General features: G+C 65.1%; 17 protein-coding genes and 2 tRNA genes. 9 read left to right on the top strand and 10 right to left on the bottom strand.

What is annotated here, in order from left to right:
* From G568_RS19945 to G568_RS0110465, 3 genes are all read right to left on the bottom strand, one after another.
* The coding region (locus G568_RS19945; protein WP_026757991.1) for a transposase at positions 1-163 on the bottom strand (163 nt) is incomplete at its 3' end.
* Between the two features lie 383 nt (positions 164-546).
* Positions 547-620 (bottom strand) — tRNA-Ser (locus tag G568_RS0110475).
* A 441-nt stretch (positions 621-1,061) separates the two neighbouring features.
* Positions 1,062-1,135, bottom strand: a tRNA-Cys gene (locus tag G568_RS0110465).
* A gap of 140 nt (positions 1,136-1,275) precedes the next feature.
* On the opposite strand from G568_RS0110465, the gene G568_RS0110460 reads away from it, so the two are divergent.
* From G568_RS0110460 to G568_RS0110450, 3 genes are all read left to right on the top strand, one after another.
* Positions 1,276-1,929 carry a protein-L-isoaspartate O-methyltransferase family protein gene (locus G568_RS0110460; protein WP_026757988.1) on the top strand — a complete coding sequence of 218 codons (654 nt, stop codon included), beginning with the start codon at positions 1,276-1,278 and terminating at the stop codon, positions 1,927-1,929.
* 47 nt (positions 1,930-1,976) lie between these two features.
* Positions 1,977-3,401, top strand: a complete 1,425-nt coding sequence (locus G568_RS0110455) for a TolC family outer membrane protein (RefSeq protein WP_037374006.1) — start codon at positions 1,977-1,979, stop codon at positions 3,399-3,401.
* Between the two features lie 72 nt (positions 3,402-3,473).
* A complete protein-coding gene (locus G568_RS0110450) occupies positions 3,474-4,322 on the top strand; it encodes a hypothetical protein (protein ID WP_026757986.1) in 849 nt (282 codons plus the stop codon).
* Positions 4,323-4,333: 11 nt separating this feature from the next.
* Here the strand turns inward: G568_RS0110450 and G568_RS0110445 are convergent, their stop codons facing one another.
* On the bottom strand, positions 4,334-5,782 hold the full coding sequence (locus tag G568_RS0110445) for a cobyric acid synthase (protein WP_026757985.1): 1,449 nt from the start codon (positions 5,780-5,782) through the stop codon (positions 4,334-4,336).
* An 88-nt stretch (positions 5,783-5,870) separates the two neighbouring features.
* Positions 5,871-6,191, bottom strand: coding sequence for a DUF6280 family protein (locus G568_RS0110440; RefSeq protein ID WP_026757984.1), 321 nt, complete (start codon positions 6,189-6,191; stop codon positions 5,871-5,873).
* A gap of 213 nt (positions 6,192-6,404) precedes the next feature.
* On the opposite strand from G568_RS0110440, the gene efp reads away from it, so the two are divergent.
* Positions 6,405-6,968, top strand: coding sequence for an elongation factor P (efp, locus tag G568_RS0110435; RefSeq protein ID WP_026757983.1), 564 nt, complete (start codon positions 6,405-6,407; stop codon positions 6,966-6,968).
* Positions 6,969-7,174: 206 nt separating this feature from the next.
* On the top strand, positions 7,175-7,471 hold the full coding sequence (locus tag G568_RS18655; protein WP_037374004.1) for a type II toxin-antitoxin system Phd/YefM family antitoxin: 297 nt from the start codon (positions 7,175-7,177) through the stop codon (positions 7,469-7,471).
* Between the two features lie 31 nt (positions 7,472-7,502).
* Here the strand turns inward: G568_RS18655 and ygfZ are convergent, their stop codons facing one another.
* Positions 7,503-8,237 carry a CAF17-like 4Fe-4S cluster assembly/insertion protein YgfZ gene (gene ygfZ / locus G568_RS0110425; RefSeq protein ID WP_026757982.1) on the bottom strand — a complete coding sequence of 245 codons (735 nt, stop codon included), beginning with the start codon at positions 8,235-8,237 and terminating at the stop codon, positions 7,503-7,505.
* 66 nt (positions 8,238-8,303) lie between these two features.
* On the opposite strand from ygfZ, the gene G568_RS0110420 reads away from it, so the two are divergent.
* Both G568_RS0110420 and G568_RS0110415 read left to right on the top strand, forming a co-directional pair.
* Entirely contained in the window at positions 8,304-9,002 is a 699-nt protein-coding gene (locus G568_RS0110420; protein ID WP_026757981.1) for a TIGR04283 family arsenosugar biosynthesis glycosyltransferase, read from the top strand.
* A gap of 100 nt (positions 9,003-9,102) precedes the next feature.
* The gene (locus G568_RS0110415) at positions 9,103-10,305 is read left to right on the top strand and encodes a pyridoxal-phosphate-dependent aminotransferase family protein (RefSeq protein ID WP_026757980.1); all 1,203 of its coding nucleotides are present in this window, start codon (positions 9,103-9,105) and stop codon (positions 10,303-10,305) included.
* A 45-nt stretch (positions 10,306-10,350) separates the two neighbouring features.
* Here G568_RS0110415 and G568_RS0110410 read toward each other — a convergent pair whose 3' ends face one another.
* Positions 10,351-11,457: a pyridoxal phosphate-dependent aminotransferase gene (locus G568_RS0110410; RefSeq protein WP_026757979.1), complete on the bottom strand. Its 1,107-nt coding sequence runs from the start codon at positions 11,455-11,457 to the stop codon at positions 10,351-10,353.
* Between the two features lie 119 nt (positions 11,458-11,576).
* Here G568_RS0110410 and G568_RS0110405 point away from each other — a divergent pair, with 119 nt between their 5' ends.
* Complete coding sequence (locus tag G568_RS0110405) at positions 11,577-12,365, top strand: crotonase/enoyl-CoA hydratase family protein (protein WP_026757978.1); 789 nt, start codon at positions 11,577-11,579, stop codon at positions 12,363-12,365.
* Positions 12,366-12,472: 107 nt separating this feature from the next.
* On the opposite strand, the gene G568_RS0110400 is transcribed toward G568_RS0110405, so the two are convergent.
* The 3 genes from G568_RS0110400 to gloB form a co-directional block, all read right to left on the bottom strand.
* A complete protein-coding gene (locus G568_RS0110400) occupies positions 12,473-13,486 on the bottom strand; it encodes a M23 family metallopeptidase (RefSeq protein WP_084627386.1) in 1,014 nt (337 codons plus the stop codon).
* The gene (gene clpA / locus G568_RS0110395; RefSeq protein ID WP_026757976.1) at positions 13,486-15,810 is read right to left on the bottom strand and encodes an ATP-dependent Clp protease ATP-binding subunit ClpA; all 2,325 of its coding nucleotides are present in this window, start codon (positions 15,808-15,810) and stop codon (positions 13,486-13,488) included. The genes G568_RS0110400 and clpA overlap by 1 nt, the downstream gene beginning before the upstream one ends.
* A gap of 171 nt (positions 15,811-15,981) precedes the next feature.
* Entirely contained in the window at positions 15,982-16,752 is a 771-nt protein-coding gene (gloB, locus tag G568_RS0110390) for a hydroxyacylglutathione hydrolase (protein WP_026757975.1), read from the bottom strand.
* Between the two features lie 78 nt (positions 16,753-16,830).
* Here gloB and G568_RS0110385 point away from each other — a divergent pair, with 78 nt between their 5' ends.
* A complete protein-coding gene (locus tag G568_RS0110385) occupies positions 16,831-17,571 on the top strand; it encodes a class I SAM-dependent methyltransferase (RefSeq protein WP_026757974.1) in 741 nt (246 codons plus the stop codon).
* The last annotated feature ends 394 nt before the right edge of the window (positions 17,572-17,965 follow it).

The following is a 17,965-nucleotide window of genomic DNA, read 5'->3' as shown; positions in this document are numbered from 1 at the left end:
CTTCGACTGATACCACATCCGTGTCGCGGTGAGCCGTCACCCATTTGTTCAGCGTCGAAAGCCCAACACCAAGATCGTCGGCAACCTGACGCCGTGTTAGCCCGCTGGTCAGTGCAATTCGCACCGCGTCTTTGCGAAATTCATCCGTTCTTCCTGTGCCCATAGTTCGTCTCCTTTGCTGCACATTATGCTATCAAAGGAGCGGCACCAAACCGCGACAGGTCCAGACGGCGCGTGAACACCGCCATGATATGCCGCCCCTCAGGGGCCATCACCAACTTTCAGCTATATCTCGGCACCGCCGCCACGAGGCTGCTCAACGCGGGGTTGAGCCTTGCGCAGATTGCCAACCATATGGGGTGGTCCATCCGATATGCGGCAAATGTGATCGAGCATTATGCGCAGGTTTCGCCCGATGAAACGGACACTGTTCTGCGTAAGTTGGGGCACGGTCTTCCTGTCGGCATGCGCGTTGGCTGCCGTCGTCATGTTCTGGTTATGAATACTGAGCCTAGCAATCTGTCCTAGCCGAGCCGGCATGCCACCGAGAGTGGGCGGGACTCTAACCCGCGACCCCTCGATTAGCAGTCAAGCGCTCTATCCAGCTGAGCTACCACTATACAGTCCGAAGACTGACCCTTGCGGGCCTTCCCACGATACTCGAAGTCATCTCTGGCGCAAGGGCTGTGACGCCTACACCCACGTCCCAACCAGCTGGAGCACGAACCCCAACCCAAGCAGCGCCAGCCCAACTTGCGACCTACACCGGTAGGTCGCTTGTTTTGCGGTAGCTTCCTCCCGGTGCTCCTTGGCGGTCCGCCCGTCGTGTATAGGCGTGTTGTCCTCAACCGCTAGTCCTCCTGCTTCGAACTTTGGCTGAGGGAAGGCATAGAAGAAGACCAGCACCACGCCCAAGATGTTCACGACTAGGCCAGTGGTGTTGAGAGTTTCCGCCAAAGCCATATGAGCACCTTCGGTTGGGGTAGGAAATTCTCGCCAAATTCGAGTGGTTAGGGAGTGGCTAGTGCCGATGGCTCTAGCCGTAACTACTTGACTTTAAATGGAGGCGAGTACCGGAATCGAACCGGTGTACACGGATTTGCAATCCGCTGCGTAACCACTCCGCCAACTCGCCGCCTTGTGGTGATCGCGGATTAGCGGATATGGGTGCAGCCTGCAAGGCCAAGATGTCTCAATTGCCAGTAAGACCGTTGCCGCTGGTTTGGGAATATGCCAAAACGATTACGACCAGAGTTTCAAAATCGAGTTCAACGAATGACAGACTTCGCCGCGCGCCGCACAACCATGGTCGATACACAGGTCCGTCCGGCGGATGTGACCAAGTTCCCGATTATCGATGCGATGCTGTCCGTCCCGCGGGAGGAGTTCGTGCCTGATGCGCTCCGCGAGGCGGCTTATATCGGTGAAAACCTGGATTTGGGCGCGGGGCGCGTGGTGCTGGAGCCGCGGACGCTGGCGAAAATGCTTGATGCGCTGGATGTGCAGAACGATGAGCTTGTTCTCGATGTTGGCAGCGCCTTTGGGTATTCATCGGCCGTGATCGCGCGCATTGCGCAGGCTGTTGTCGCGCTTGAGGTTGATGCGGACATGGCGCAAGAGGCGCAGACGTCGCTCGGTTCGCTCGATATCGACAATGTGATCGTGCACCAGGGTGAGCTTGCCGAAGGGGCCGCGCAACACGGACCCTATGATGCGATCATGATCGAGGGTGGCGCGGAAGAGGTGCCCGGTGCCATCCTGGAGCAACTCAAGGATGGCGGACGTATCGTGTGCCTTTTCATGGAAGGTGCGCTCGGGGTGGTTAGGGTCGGCTACATGACCCATGGCCATGTCGATTGGTGGGATGATTTCAATGCCACGGCGCCTGTCTTGCCGGGGTTCGAGCGAAAGGTGGCCTTTGCACTATAGCATATGGCCGTGTCGAGGAACGATTGGATAGTGAGGCTAGATTGGTAATGGGACTCGAGAATATTCGGCATTCGGCCCGTATTGGCCTGACGGCTTTGATCGTGGCGGTTGGCATTCCCGCATCGGCGGCGGCCGAGACGCTGGCCGACGCGATGGCGTCAGCATATGACCATCGCGGCCTCTTGCAGCAAAACCGCGCCCTGTTGCGGGCCGCCGATGAAGACGTAGCCGTTGCCATTTCCGGGTTGCGGCCGATCGTCAACTGGACCGCGAATGCGACGCGAACCGCGCAAAGATTCCGCAGCAACACGACGACTGGCGGGTTGATCGATTCGACAAGCGCGACCACCGCGTCGGTTGGCCTTTCGCTGGATCTGGTTTTGTATGACGCGGGCCGCACGCGGATGGGGGTGGATGCCGCCAAGGAGGCTGTGCTGGCCACGCGCCAGGCATTGCTCGGGGTTGAGCAGAACATTTTCCTGCAGGTGGTTCAGGCCTACATGGACGTTCGTAGCGCGACCGAGATCGTTGCCCTGCGTCGCAACAACGTTCGGGTTCTGACCGAAGAGTTGCGCGCTGCAAAGGATCGGTTCGAGGTGGGAGAAGTCACGCGCACCGACGTGGCTCAGTCCGAAGCGCGCCTTGCCGCGAGTCGGAGCGCGTTGGTTCAGGCCGAAGGGGACCTGGCGGTTGCACGCGAATTCTACGCGTTCGCGGTGGGGCATCGCCCCAACCGCCTGGCGCCGCCCGCGCCCACGCCCAGCAGTGCCCGCTCGTTGCAGGATGCAAAAGCCATCGCGATGCGCAACCATCCTGAAATGCTACGTGTCAAGCATGCGGTCGCCGCTGCGGATATCAATGCGGGGATCGCCAAGGCGCAAGAGGCCCCGAAAATCAGCCTGACCTCTCGCATCGGGTTGCAGGATACGGTTGGCAACAACAACTTTTCCGAATCCGCGAGCGTGGGCATCGAAATGTCCGGCCCGATCTACCAAGGCGGCAAAATCAGCGCCTTGCAGCGCCAGGCCATCGCCCGCCGGGATGCAGAGCGCGCCAACCTGCACGAGGTGCGCGCGAATATCGCCCAGAACGTTGGGAATGCCTTTGCGCAGATACAGGTGGCACGCGCCGCACGTGACGCCAGCCAGCGTCAGATCCGTGCCGCACAGGTCGCGTTTCGCGGTGTTCGCGAAGAGGCGACCCTGGGCGCACGCACCACTCTGGATGTTCTCAATGCCGAGCAGGAATTGCTCGACGCCAAGGCAGGCCTGATTACGGCGACGTCAAACGAAACAGTCGCATCCTACAGCCTGCTGGCATCTATGGGGCTGCTGACGGCGGAGCACCTTAATCTGAACGTCAAGCAGTACGATCCAGCGGCGTACTACAACATGGTCAAAACCGCTCCGACCCGGATGAGCAAGCAAGGTCAGAAGCTTGACCGTGTCTTGCGCGCACTGGGAAAACAGTAAAAGTCTCGCAATCAGTTGTGCGTTTCCTGTGCCGCGGCTAAACTGTTGCCGAGGTTAGAGTAGTGGTGCTGCATGTCCGATCCCGTAACAAACGTGGAAATCGAGGATATACTGTCGTCCATCCGGCGCTTGGTTTCGGATGAAGACAGGTCCGACGAGACAGAAGATAAGCAGGACGATAATCGTCTTGTGCTGACGCCATCGCTGCGTGTGCATGCCCCCGGGGATGCAGATGAATCGGATGATGATCCGACTGCACAGGAGGCCGATGTCGCCGATGTGCAGACAGGGGCCGAGACAGAGCCGCAGGAAGAAAACGTTAGCGACGACGATGTACAGCCCCCCGAATCCGATGCCCAGGATGATGGAGAGGCAGAGGGCCTGCGTGCGCGTATCGCCGCGCTTGAGGAATCGGTTGCGTCGACCGCCGATCAGTGGGAGCCGGACGGTCCCTCGGATGACGATTACGCCGGCGGTCCGGTCGAGGCGCTGCCATGGGAAGACCACTTCGAAGATGGCGATGATCATTCCGTTGACGAGTACACCGCGGAAGACTCCCCGCAGGCAGAGCAACAGGCCGAGGAGGACGCCGAGTGGTCAGAGCACGATTGGCCGGCCGAGCAAGAGGATATGTTGCGCGATGAGCCGAGCGACTACGAGGAGGCATCTGATGCCGAAGATGCCGAAAGCACGGCCTCACGTGCGGGGACAGTAGACATCGAAGAGAGAGCCGCCACAGCCGAGATGAACGAGCTATTGGGCGGCGACGCGATCCTGGACGAGGAAGCGCTGCGCGAGGTGATCGCGGATATCGTGCGCCAGGAATTGCAGGGAAGCCTAGGAGAGCGCATCACACGCAACGTGCGCAAGCTGGTTCGAAGAGAAATCCACCGAGCCTTGGCCAGTCACGACCTGGAGTAATCGGCGGTCGCTTAAACCTCGCCCGAGATATCAATTAACTTGTTGATATCCATGTGCTTCTCGATATGGGCTGCAAGCTCGTCCAGAACCTCGTCCAGTTCCGTTTCATAGGCGATTGCAGAGCTGCCCCCGAGGTCCGATAGGTACGCCTTTCGCAGCCCGTCTGACGTGAACAGCCCGTGCAAATAGCACCCGCGCACGCGCCCGTTAACCGATGTCGCGCCGTGTGGCGTGCCATCGACATCCAGCCACGGGCGGCCGCAATCGGGGCCATCGGTTTGGCCAAGGTGGATCTCGTACCCGTTCACTTTGGCGCCGGTCGGGATGTACGTGGCGCGCGTCTGCGACAGGTGTTTTTTCGGCTGCATGACGGTCGCGACATTCAGCAGGCCCAATCCGGTGACGTGCCGCTTTGTGCCTTCCACGCCCTCTGGATCGGCGATCTCGTTGCCAAGCATCTGGTAGCCGCCGCAAAGGCCCAGAACGTGACCGCCGCGCCTGACATGCGCCTCAAGATCGATGTGCCAACCCTGCGCGCGGAAGAACTCCAAATCCGCGATGGTGGACTTCGATCCGGGGATCAGGACAAGCTGCGCATCGCCGGGGAGGGGGCGGCCGGGGGGGATGATTTCAAGGGTGATATCAGGCTCGGCGGAGAGGGGATCGAGGTCGTCGAAATTGGCCATGCGGGGGAGGTGGGGGACGGCCACCTTGACCGGGCCGCCGGGGCGCGAGGTGAGGTCGAGCATGTCCTCGGCGGGCAGGCGCCAGGCATTGTCGAACCACGGGATTACCCCCAGGCCGGGCCAGCCGGTGCGGTCCTCGATTGCCGTGACGCCATCGTCAAACAGGCTGAGGTCGCCGCGGAACTTATTGATTGCAAACCCTTTTATGTGCGCGGCGTCGGAGGGCGAAAGCACTGCTTGCGTGCCCACAATCTGCGCGATGACACCGCCGCGGTCGATGTCGCCCAGTAGCAAAACGGGGATGTTCGCGGCCTCGGCGAAGCCCATGTTGGCGATGTCGCGGTCGCGCAGGTTGATCTCGGCGGGGCTGCCGGCGCCTTCGACGATGACGACGTCGGCGCCGGTGCAAACGCGCCGGAAGCTTTCCATAACTGGCACCAACAGACGATCACGACTGGCCGCATAGGCGCGCGCATCCTGACGGTCTAACCGCTTACCCTGCAATATGATTTGGGCGCCAGTTTCCGATTCCGGCTTGAGCAAAACAGGGTTCATATCGGTATGCGCAGGCACGCCCGCTGCACGCGCCTGAACGAATTGGGCGCGGCCTATTTCACCGCCTTCAGGGGTGACGGCGGCGTTGTTGGACATGTTTTGCGGCTTTAACGGTCGCACGCTGAGGCCACGGTTTCTTAACGCGCGCAGGCAGCCGGCTACGATCATCGACTTGCCGACGTTGGAGCCGGCCCCCTGGATCATGATGGCGCGCGTCATGGCCGCCCCCGAAGAACAGTTTGCGCAGGCAACAAAAAACGCGCCCGGTCGAGGCGCGTTTTCAGTCGATTATCGCCGCGGACGCGGGTCAGGCGGCTTCGGCCTGTTCGGCGGCGTGGCGGCGCTCGCTTTCCTCGCGCGACAGCGCGACGGAGGTTCGCACACCCTTGCCAACAAAGTCCATCAGGCCGGACACGACGCGCTCGTTCGGGTCGATGCCGGCGCAGGACAGCACCTCGCGCCCGTCGCGGGACCGGGCCCACCGGGCGATTTGATCCGGGCCGTTGCCATATTTTTTATCATCCGCAATAGCGTCGTCGAGTGCAGCCAGTACAACAGCTGCGAACAGTTTGCGGGCACGGTTGCCTTGCTCGTTATTGAAGGCAGAGCCATCAACGAAATCTCGCATGTTTCGTCCTTTTATTGGTCTTGTATTTTCCGGCGTGGCGTTCCTTATGACGGATTGAACCCGATTCGGATAGCCCAAAGGCGCATGGCTGTTATGCGCTGGATGCATGAATTGCTGCGGTTGCAGCACGATATATCGGCTACTTGTCGGGGCCGTCCGCACAAGATATAGGGACGGCAAAAGTCTTATCAACCTTTGGTAAAGGTTTCTCCAATGGCCAAGATCAACGGAAATGAAATCCGCCCCGGCAACGTCCTGGAGCACAATGGCGGCCTGTGGGCCGCGGTGAAGGTGGATCACGTCAAGCCCGGCAAGGGGGGCGCGTTCGCGCAGGTGGAAATGCGCAATCTGCGCAACGGATCGAAGGCTAATGAGCGGTTCCGCAGCGCCGACAAGGTCGAGCGCGTGCGCCTTGAGCAGAAGGATCAGCAGTTCCTGTACGAGAACGACGGGATGCTGGTTTTCATGGATACCGAAACCTACGAACAGATTGAATTGCCTGCGGAAATCCTGGGCGAGCGCCGCCCGCTATTGCAGGACGGCATGACCATCACGGTGGAGTTCCACGAGAGCGAGGCCCTGAACGCGACGTTGCCGCAGAAGGTGGTGTGCAAGGTCGCCGAGACCGAGCCGGTGGTGAAGGGGCAGACCGCTGCCAACAGCTTCAAGCCGGCGGTTCTGGACAACGGCCTCAAGGTGATGGTGCCGCCCTTTGTCGGGCCGGACGAGGACATCGTCGTGAACACCGAAACGATGGAATACGCCGAGCGCGCGTAAACGCACCGCGCGCCGGGGTCACGATTGACGTTGGCGCGCAAACGGACGGTTCGGCGCCTGAACCTTACGATTCGTACGGGTGGCGCAGCGGCGCCTGCGTGACGTTACGTCATTTGCGGGGCATCGGGGCGCGCACGGCGGTGCAAGCTTTTGTCAATGTCGGGGCCGCAGGGTTGCCCGCCCCGTTTTGGCGAAAGAGGCATGGCATGAGCAAGATCGGCACCCTGGGAACCCTGAGCACCATGACGCTGCGCAATCAGATGTCGGCGGCGATCAACCAGGTGGTGTATCGCGAGCGGCGGTTCCTGATCACGCGGCGGGGCAGGGAGGTCGCGGCGCTGGTCACGCCCGAGGATTTGAACCAGCTTGAGGAATTCTGGCGCAAGACTTTGCGGCAAAAGGAGCTGGAACAGTTGCATATGCTGGAGGCGTGGCGCCAGGCCAAGGCCGAGAGCCTGGAGGTGCCGCCGGGCCCGGGGGATGGTATCCTGTTTGTGCCATGAGGCGGGGCGCCTGGCCGCCGGTTGGCGCGGTTCAGGCGCGGCGCAGGGTGGCCTGATCGGCGGTCATGTCGCCGGTGGCCCGGTCAAAGCGCAGGTAGGCGATGGCGCGACCGCCCGAGCGGGTCAGAAGCGTGCCGGCGGGTTTGCCATCGGCGGATGTGATGGCGGCGCCGGTTTCGGCGGGGCCGTCAAGGGTGACGGTGGCCAGCCCTTTGCGCAGCTCTGTCTTGTGGTGCATGCGGGCAGTTACCTCTTGCCCGACATAGCAGCCCTTGCGGAAATCGAGGCCATTGAGCCGCTCGAACCCCGCTTCGAGGATGAAGGTGTCGGGGGTGAGTTCGATCCCGGTTTCGGGGATGCAATGGGCGACGCGGATCGCATCCCAATCGGTGCCGTCATCGCCGCCCGCCTCGCCATAGAGCCGCCAGCCCATGTCGGGGTGACGCGGATCGGCAAAGGCGCCTTCGGGGGCGGGGCCGGTACCGCGATGCACCTTCAGATCGGTCTCGGTCAGGGTGACTTGCGCGCGCAGCTTGTACATGGTCAGGCGTTTGAGCAGGTCCTGCGCCAGGTCGTTATGCACGTCCAGCAGGATGCTGCCATCCGCCTCGGGGACGAGGAAGAAATCGGCGATATACTTGCCCTGCGGGGTCAGCATGGCGGTATAGACCAGCCCGTGATCCAGCCCCGAGACATCGTTGGTGACAAGCCCTTGGAGGAAGTCGCGGGCATCGGCGCCGGTGATGCGGATGATTGTGCGGCTCATTTCCTGTCTCCCGTCCTGCGTTGCGGTGTAATATAGGCCATGGCAGGCAACACAACAGGGGGTGGCATGCGCGCACCGGTTTCCGTGGTAATCCCGACACTTGACGCGGCGGCGCGGCTGCCTGCGTGCCTGACGGCGTTGATGGAAGGGGTCGAGGCGGGCCTGGTCCGCGAGTTGGTGATCAGCGACGGCGGATCGCGTGACGCCACCGCCGAGATCGCGCAGGAGGCGGGGGCGGCCCTGATCACCGGGGAGGCGTCGCGCGGCGGGCAGTTGCGGCGCGGCGCGCGGGTGGCGAAGGGCGAGTGGCTGTTGTTCGTGCACGCCGATACGGTGTTGGCGCCCGGGTGGGCGGCGGCGGTGGCGGCGCATATCGAGGGCGGGCAGGCGCGCGCGGCGTGTTTCCGCCTGCGGTTCGATACGGGCGGGCTGCGCCCGGCGCTAGTGGCGGGGTGGGCCAACCTGCGCACGCGGGTGCTGGGCCTGCCATATGGCGATCAGGGGCTGCTGGTGACGCGCGGGATGTATGACGCGGCGGGCGGCTATCGCGACATCCCGTTGATGGAGGACGTGGCGATGGCGCGGGCGTTGCGCGGGCGGCCCGTACTGCTACCGGTCGGTGCCCGAACAAGCGCTGCGAGATACGTTGCAGAAGGCTGGTTTCGGCGGGGTCTTCGAAACCTGTGGACCCTGGCGCGGTATCTGTGTGGCGCTGATCCATCCGCGCTATCGCGCGGCTATCGGCGGTCGGGCCACCGGTCTTGAACAGGTCCTCGATCCGTTCAATCGCGGAGGCGCGTGATGGATTGACGCCCCCGCCGGGGTGGGTAGTCTCGGCGGTCTCGCAACATCGGAATCATCTGTCATGTCACATCCCAGCGGTCGCCAATACCTTGCCATCCCCGGACCTTCGGTGATGCCCGACGCGGTGCTGCGCGCCATGCACCGCGCCGCGCCCAACATCTACGAGGGCGAGTTGATCGAGATGACGGCGGGTCTGATCCCCGATCTGCGCGATGTCGCGCGCACCGCGCATGACGTGGCGTTTTATATCGGCAACGGTCACGCGGCATGGGAGGCGGCCCTGGCCAATACGGTGCCCGCCGGTGCGAGGGTGCTGGTGCCGGCGACGGGGCGGTTCGGGCATGGCTGGGCCGACGTGGCGCGCGGCCGCGGCATCGATGTGCAGATGGAGGATTTCGGCAAGTCAACGCCGCTGGACCCGGCCCGCGTAGAACAGGTGCTGCGCGATGATACGGGCGGGCAGATCCGCGCGGTGCTGGCCACGCACGTGGATACCTCCAGCACCCTGCGCAACGATCTGGCGGCGCTGCGCAAGGCGATTGACGCGGCCGGGCATCCGGCGCTGCTGATGGCCGACTGCATTGCGTCGCTGGCCTGTGACAGGTTCGAGATGGACGCCTGGGGCGTCGACGTGGCGGTCGCGGCCAGCCAAAAGGGGCTGATGGTGCCGCCGGGCCTGGGGTTCGTGTTCTTCGGCCCGCGCGCGGACGACGCGCGCCGCCGCATGGACCGCGTCAGCCGTTACTGGGACTGGGCGCCGCGCGCCAACCCCGAAAGCTTCTACCAGTATTCGGGCGGCACCGCGCCCACGCATCACCTTTACGGGTTGCGCGCGGCGCTGGACATGATCCGCGCCGAGGGGATGGAGGCGATCTGGACCCGGCACGCGGTGCTGGCGCGCGCCATTTGGGCCGCCGCCGAGGCCTGGTCCGAAGGTGGGCCGCTGCGCCTCAACGTGGCGGATCGCGCGCACCGCTCGCACGCGGTGACGGCGCTGCGGCTGGAGGGCGACCAGGGTACCGCGCTGCGCCGCTGGGTGCAGGACAACGCGGGGCTGACGCTGGGCATCGGGCTGGGCATGGCAGAGCCGGGCGATCCGGCCTGGCACAGCTTTTTCCGCATGGGGCACATGGGGCACGTCAACGCGCACATGGTGCTGGGCGCGCTCGGCTCGATCCAGGCGGGATTGGTGGCGCTGGACATCCCGCACGGACGCGGCGGTCTGGAGGCGGCCAGCGCGGAAATCGCCGCCATCACGGCCTGAACGCCGCGCGCAGCTTCATCTTGCCACAAATACTCGGATCCCGGTTCAGCCGCGCGCCTCGGCCAGGGCACCTGGCAATGCGTCGGCAAGGATCTCCAGGTCCTGCGGGCGTCCGCAGCTGACCCGGATGCAGCGATCTTGCGGCGCGACGAAGGGCATGCGCACGAATACCCCGCGCGCGGCCAGCCCTTCAAGCACCCGGCGCGCCAGCGCGCCGTCGCCGCCGCAATCGAGCGCAACGAAATTGGCTTCTGAGGGCAGCGCGCGCAGCCCGTTTTCCGCGCCGATGCGCGCGATCTCGTCGCGCGAGGCGGCCACCCGGGCACGCAGATCGTCCAGCCACGCAGCCTCGCCCAATGCGGCCAGCGCGCCGATCTGCGCGGCGCGGTTCATGCCGAAATGGTTGCGGATCTTGCCGAAGGCGGCGATCAGGGGCGCGGCGCCGATGGCGTAGCCCACGCGCGCCCCGGCCATGCCGTAGGCCTTGGAGAATGTGCGCATGCGGATCACGCGCGGATCGTCCGGCGCAATCGGCGCGGCGGTGCCATCCTGGGCCAGCTCGACATAGGCCTCGTCCAGCACCAAAAGCGCGCCCGCCGGCAGATCGTCCAGCGCGGCGGCGATGTCGGCGCCGGTGTGGGCGCTGCCCATCGGGTTGTCGGGATTTGCGAGATAGACCAGCTTGGCGCCCGTCTCGGCCGCCTTGGCAAACAGCGCGGCGGGGTCTTCGAAATCGTCGCGGTAGGGCACCTTGTGCAACACCCCGCCAAAGCCCGCCACGTGGTAGTTGAAGGTGGGATAGGCCCCGTCCGAGGTGACCACCGCGTCGCCGGACGCGATCAGCAGCCGCACCAGGTATCCCAGCAACCCGTCGATCCCTTCGCCCACGATTACGTTCTCGGGCGTGGTGGCGTGATGCGCGGCAAGCGCGCGGCGCAGGTCGTGCGATTCGGGATCGGCATACATCCAGATATCCGCCGCGGCGGCCTGCATCGCGCGCAGCGCGGCGGGCGGCGGGCCGAACACGCTTTCATTAGCGCCAAGGCGGGCGCGGAAGGGGCGGCCCATGGCGCGTTCCTGCGCCTCGGGGCCGACGAAGGGCACGGTGGCGGGCAGGCACTGGGCGAGCGGGGTGTAACGCGGTCCGGTCATGATGGCAGATAAGCGCACACGCCCCCCTCGGGCAAGCCCCGATCCTGCCCTGACGTCGTGCTGGACGGGTTGGGGCGTTCGGGGCACAGTGGCCGCGAAACCCAGGAGGAGGGATGCCGATGGCCCGCGTCACCACAGAGATCGAAAACCACGTCGCCCATGTCACCCTGGTGCGCGGCGACAAGATGAACGCCGTGGACCCCGAAATGGCCGAGGCCATCGTCACCGCGGGCGAGGCGCTGGTGGGCAATACCGATATCCGCGCGGTTGTCCTGTCGGGGCAGGGGCGCAGCTTTTGCGCGGGGCTGGACGTGGCCAGCTTTGCCGCCTTTGCGCAGACAGACCCGGTCGAGCGGATCATGCCGCGCAGCCACGGCGACGCCAACCTGATGCAACAGGTCGCGATGGTGTGGCGCGACGTGCCGGTGCCGGTGATCGCGGCGCTGCACGGCGTGGCCTATGGCGCGGGGCTTCAACTGGCGCTTGGTGCGGATATCCGCATCGCGCACCCCGATACCAAGCTGGCGATCATGGAGGCCAAGTGGGGCCTTGTGCCGGATATGGGGGGCATGGTGCTGCTGCCGCGGCTGGTGCGCTCGGACGTGATCCGGCGCATGACATATACAGCCGAGCCTGTCAGCGCGCGGCAGGGCGCCGACTGGGGCCTGGTGACGGAGCTGTCGGACACGCCGCTCGATGCCGCGCAACAGATGGCGCGCGGCATCGCGGGCCGCTCGCCCAGTGGCACCCGCGCGGCCAAGCGCCTGATCGGCATCGCCGAAAGCGGCGCGGACGCCGCGCAGGTGCTCTACGAGGAAAGCCGCGAACAGGCCGACCTGATCGGCAAGCCCGACCAGATGGAGATCATCTCCGCCAACATGGAAGGCCGCGCGCCCGATTTCGACTAGCGGGATCTTGAGTATTTATTGGCAAGATGAAGCAGGGAGTTCCAGGGCTTCATCTTGCCCCAAATACTCCTGCCGGAGGCGTCCCCAAGTGGCGGCCCGCGCAGCGGTCAGTGCAGCGTGGTGGTGCGCGTGATCCGTGCCAGCGCGGTGCCGTCGCGGATCATTTCAACAGTGATGCGATAGTGCCCCGGTGGCCATCCGCCATCTGGCCGCTTGCGCCCGGCGGCGCGAAAGAGTTGTGCCTGCGCCTTTTCGAGCCTTGCGTCATGCGCGATGACCTGCGCGTCGGGACCCGCGATCACCAGCCGCAGGATATCGCCGCGCTGCCCGCCAAAGGCGTAGCCCCAGACCACCAGCGCGGGCGCCTCGCGGGTCAGGGCGGTGGCGGCGGCGGTGCCGTCCTTGATCGCCGCGTAGTCGGGCACGCGGGCGGATAGCCCGGCGTTCAGCAGCCCGCCGGGGACATAGGCGGGCGGGGTTTGCCACAGGGTGTCAGAGCTACTGCGTGCGCGGGCGCCGTCGCCGTCGCAGGCGGGCGGGCCGACCGGGGCAAAGGGATCGACCACCGCGCCGTCGCGGCGCACCGACAGGTGGACATGGGGAAACTGCGTACGCCCCGACAGGCCGACCTGGCCCAGGCGCTGCCCGCGGGTCACGGCCTGCCCGCGCGCCACGCTGACCGAGCGGCGGCGCAGGTGGCAATACTGCGTCTGCCATCCCTGCCCGTGGTCGATCACGACGCCGTTGCCGCAATCGCGTCCCTTGACGGCGGCGGCGGTGGCGTCGGTCCAGCCGGTGTCGGGCATGCCGTCGCGCAGGGCGGTGACGGTGCCGGGCGCGGCCGCCAGCACCGCGACTCCCGCACGCATCGCCGCGCGCGAGGGCAGGCCGAAATCGGTGCCCTTGTGGCCGTCATAGCTCAGCCCGCCGCAGGTGTAGTCGGCGACGCCGGGGCCGGGATCGGTATCGGTGTATTGCTGGATGAAGCAGGTCTGCCCGAGCGTGCAATCGGCGGGCAGCGTCAGGGTGGGGGCCTGCGCGGCGGCGGGGGCCGCCACGCAGTATATCCATGCCGCAAGGCCCGCAACAAGCGGGGCGCGCCGCAGGCCCGGCCGCAGCATCAACCGGCGGTCAGCAGCGGCGGCTTGTTGCCCGACAGGCGCGGGCTATCGGGGCCCTCGATCTGCAGGTCGATCTTGCCGTCCTTGACGCCGACGCGCACCAATCCGCCCTTGGCCAGCTTGCCGAACAGCAGTTCCTCGGCCAGCGGTTTCTTGATGTGCTCCTGGATCACGCGGCCCAGCGGGCGCGCGCCCATCTTGTCGTCGTAGCCCTTGTCGGCCAGCCATTCGGCGGCGGGCTTGGTCAACTCGATGGTGACGTTGCGATCCATGAGTTGCGCCTCGAGCTGCAGGACGAACTTCTCGACCACCTGCAAGATTACCTCGCGCGGCAGCGCGCCGAAGCTGATCACCGCATCCAGGCGGTTGCGGAACTCGGGGCTGAAGGTGCGCTCGATGGCGGCGGTATCTTCGCCCTCGCGGCGGTCGCGGCCAAAGCCGACGGCGGCCTTCGCCTGTTCCGTGGCGCCGGCGTTGGAGGTCATGATCAGGATCACGTTGCGGAAATCCACGGTGCGCCCGTTATGGTCGGTCAGGGTGCCGTGATCCATCACCTGCAACAGGATGTTATAGACATCCGGATGCGCCTTTTCGATCTCGTCCAGCAGCAAAACGCAATGGGGGTGTTGATCGACCCCATCGGTCAGCATGCCGCCCTGGTCGAAGCCCACGTAGCCCGGCGGGGCGCCGATCAGGCGGGAAACGGCGTGCTTTTCCATGTACTCGGACATGTCGAAGCGCAGCAGTTCCACGCCCAGCGTGTCCGCCAGTTGCTTGGCGACTTCGGTCTTGCCGACGCCGGTGGGGCCGGCGAACAGGTAGTTGCCGATCGGCTTTTCCGGCTCGCGCAGGCCGGCGCGGGCCAGCTTGATCGCCGATGACAGCGCCTCGATCGCGGTGTTCTGCCCGAACACCACCCGCTTGAGCGAGCTGTCGAGATCGCGCAGCACCTCGGCGTCGTCCTTGGAGACGTTCTTGGGCGGGATACGCGCCATCTTGGCGACGACGGCCTCGATTTCCTTGGCGCCGATGGATTTGCGCCGTTTGCTGGGCGCGACCAGGTGTTGCGCGGCGCCGGCCTCGTCGATGACGTCGATCGCCTTGTCGGGCAGCTTGCGGTCGTTGATGTAGCGCGCGCTGAGGTCCACCGCCGTCTTGATCGCGTCGTGGGTGTATTTGACGCTGTGGTGCTGTTCGAAATAGGGCTTGAGCCCCTTGAGGATCTTGACCGTGTCGTCGGTGGTCGGCTCGATCACGTCGATCTTCTGGAACCGGCGCGACAGGGCGCGATCCTTCTCGAAGTGCTGGCGGAATTCCTTGTAGGTGGTCGAACCCATGCAGCGCAGCTTGCCGCCCTGCAGCGCGGGCTTGAGCAGGTTGGAGGCGTCCATCGCCCCGCCCGAGGTGGCGCCGGCGCCGATGACGGTGTGGATCTCGTCGATGAACAGCACCGCGTCGGGGTGTTCCTCAAGCTCGGTCATCACGGCCTTGAGGCGTTCTTCGAAATCGCCGCGATAGCGGGTTCCGGCCAGCAGCGCGCCCATATCGAGGCTGTAGATCGTGGTGTTGGCCAGAACTTCGGGCGTCTCGCCCGAGGTGATCTTGCGCGCCAGTCCTTCGGCGATGGCGGTCTTGCCAACGCCCGGGTCCCCCACCAGGAGCGGGTTGTTCTTGCGGCGGCGGCACAGCACCTGGATGCAACGCTCGACCTCGGTGGCACGGCCGATCAGGGGATCGACATCGCCCTCGCGCGCCTTGGCGTTGAGATCGACGCAATACTTGGCCAGCGCGCTATCTTTCTGTTCCACGGTTTCCGAGGTTCCGTGGGCTTCCTCGTCCACCTCGGGGGCGCCGGTGACGGGGCGCGCTTCGCCATAGGCGGGATCCTTGGCGACGCCGTGGGCGATGAAGTTGACCGCGTCGTAGCGGGTCATGTCCTGTTCCTGCAGGAAGTAGGAGGCGTTGCTTTCGCGTTCGGCAAAGATCGCCACCAGCACGTTGGCGCCGGTCACTTCGGTGCGGCCCGACGATTGCACGTGGATCGCGGCGCGTTGAATCACGCGCTGAAACGCTGCTGTCGGCACCGCCTCGGAGCCGTCGATGTCCGTCACGAGGTTGGACAGGTCATCATCGATGAACTCGACCAGGGTCATGCGCAGCTCTTCGGTATCGACCGAGCACGCCTTGAGGACGCGGGCGGCGTCCGGCTCATCGATCAGGGCGAGCAGGAGGTGTTCGAGGGTTGCGAATTCGTGTTTGCGGGCATTGGCCAGCGCCAGCGCCGCGTGGATCGCTTGTTCCAGCGTTGTCGAGAATGACGGCACTGTATGCTCCTTTTTCTGTCTGGGCCGGGGGCTGTGAGGGGCCCGCACGACCGTGGCCTCATCCTATTAAAGTTTGGTCTATATCGGCGCGGCTTCAAGTCTTTTCTGGTCGAATTCCTTCACAATTGTTGGCGACACCCCCAGATCAGCGATGTTTTCGTGATCTCGCCCCTAGAATGCGTCCTTGCGGCGGCGCAATTCGGCGAAGACGGCGACCGGATCCGCGCCGGGCATTCCGATGGCCGCCTGAAGGCCCGGATCGGCCGCGCGCAGGAACGGGTTGGTGGCCAGTTCATCGGACAAGAGAGAGGGAACGGTGGCCTGCCCCACGGAGCGGGCGGCGTTCACCTGTTCGGTGCGCTCGGCCAGCGCGGAATTGTCGGGGTCCACCGTGCGCGCGAAGCGGGCGTTGTTGGCGGTGTATTCATGCCCCGAACAGATCAGGGTGTCGCCGGGCAGGGCGGCCAGCTTGGACAGGCTGTGCCACATCTGATCGGCGGTGCCCTCGAACAGGCGCCCGCAGCCAAGCGCCATCAGGCTATCGGCGGTGAAGGCCAGTTTGCTGTCGGCGAAGTGAAAGGCGATGTGGCCCACGGTGTGCCCGGACACGTCGATCACGGTGCCTGCCTCGCCGCCGACGGTGACGGTGTCGCCCTCGGCCACGGGGGTATCGAGCGGCGGCAGGCGGTGCGCATCGGCGGCCGCGCCCACCACGCGGGCGCCGGCGTGCGCCTCTAGGATGCGGGGCAGGGCATCGATGTGATCCCAGTGGTGATGCGTCAGCAGCACCTGGCCAAGGCGCCAGCCGCGGTTGCGCAGCTCCTCGAGGATCGGGTCCGCCTCCGGTGCGTCGATCAGGGCGGTGTCGCCGCTGTCGGCGTCGTGGATCAGGTAGGCGTAGTTGTCGGAAAGGCAGGGAACGGTGACAATCTGCAACGGCATCGTGTTTCATCCTTTGCGTGTTGTGTGCGGGTCCGTTTATGGTTTGATCCAGAGTGGCGGATTGGTGAGCGGTGCGCAATGCATCTGGATGTGCAGGACCTTCGGAATTTCTATTACCGCAGCACGCTTGGCCGTGCCGCGCAAGCCGCCGTGCGGTCTCAGGTGGAGCAATTGTGGCCCGATGCAAGGGGGCAGACGGTGGCGGGGTTCGGGTTTCCGGCGCCGCTGCTGAGGCCGTACCTGGGGCGGGCGCGGCGGGTGGTGGCCCTGATGCCGGCGCCGCAGGGGGTGATGGCATGGCCGGCGGGCATGCCCAACGTGTCGGTCTTGTGCGAGGAAACGATGTGGCCGCTGGATACCGGGGCGGTGGACAAGCTGGTGCTGATGCACGGGCTGGAGACTTGCGAGCAGCCCTCGGCGCTGCTGGAGGAGGCGTGGCGCGTGTTGGAGCCGGGGGGGAGGGCGCTGTTTATCGTGCCGAGCCGCGGCGGGCTGTGGGCGCGCAGCGACCGAACGCCGTTCGGGTACGGGCGGCCCTACACGATGCGTCAGCTCGAGGATCAGCTAAGCCGGCATGCGTTCGTGCCCGAGCGGCAGGTCTCGACCCTGTATCAGCCGCCATCGACGCGGCGGTTCTGGCGGCGCACCGCCCCGATGTGGGAGGCATTGGGCGCGCGGTTCTCCATGGTGCTGGGTGGTGGCGTGTTGATGGTGGAAGCCAGCAAGCGGGTGCGCGCCCCGCGCGGGCCGGGCTTGCGCGAGGCGGTGCGCAAGCCGCTTGGCGTGCTGAAGCCGCGCCCCGAAGCCAAGCCGGTGTGACGGCGGCGGGGGCATATGGGGCTCTGCCCCGATGAGGCACTCAAACGCTCCTGCGGAGCATTTGCCGGGCTGTGCCCGGAGCGTGCCTCATCCCCCCGGAGTATTTCGGGCAAGATGAAGCCCGTGGAGAGGCGCAGAGGATGGTAGCGTTAACGGCGCATGCCCCCGGGGACGCCCCCATGTGACGCCATGTGACGCACCCATGCGCGGGTGGAATCGCGAAAACCTGTGCCGGGCCGCATTTTTTTTGCACAGCTTTTACGCGCAATCGGTCGCAGGGGGGGTAACGCTTTGAAAAGATGCGGTATTCAATGGTATGCGAAAAATTCATAGCATGTTGCTAGCTCACGATTGCTCTGCTACACCCACGCCGATTTCAATGCTCTGACGCCAG

The organism is Sediminimonas qiaohouensis DSM 21189 (genome assembly GCF_000423645.1).
Classification (GTDB): Bacteria; Pseudomonadota; Alphaproteobacteria; order Rhodobacterales; family Rhodobacteraceae; genus Sediminimonas; species Sediminimonas qiaohouensis.
The sequence above is the reverse complement of the archived record's forward strand: the minus strand, read 5'-3'. Positions and strand labels throughout refer to the sequence as shown.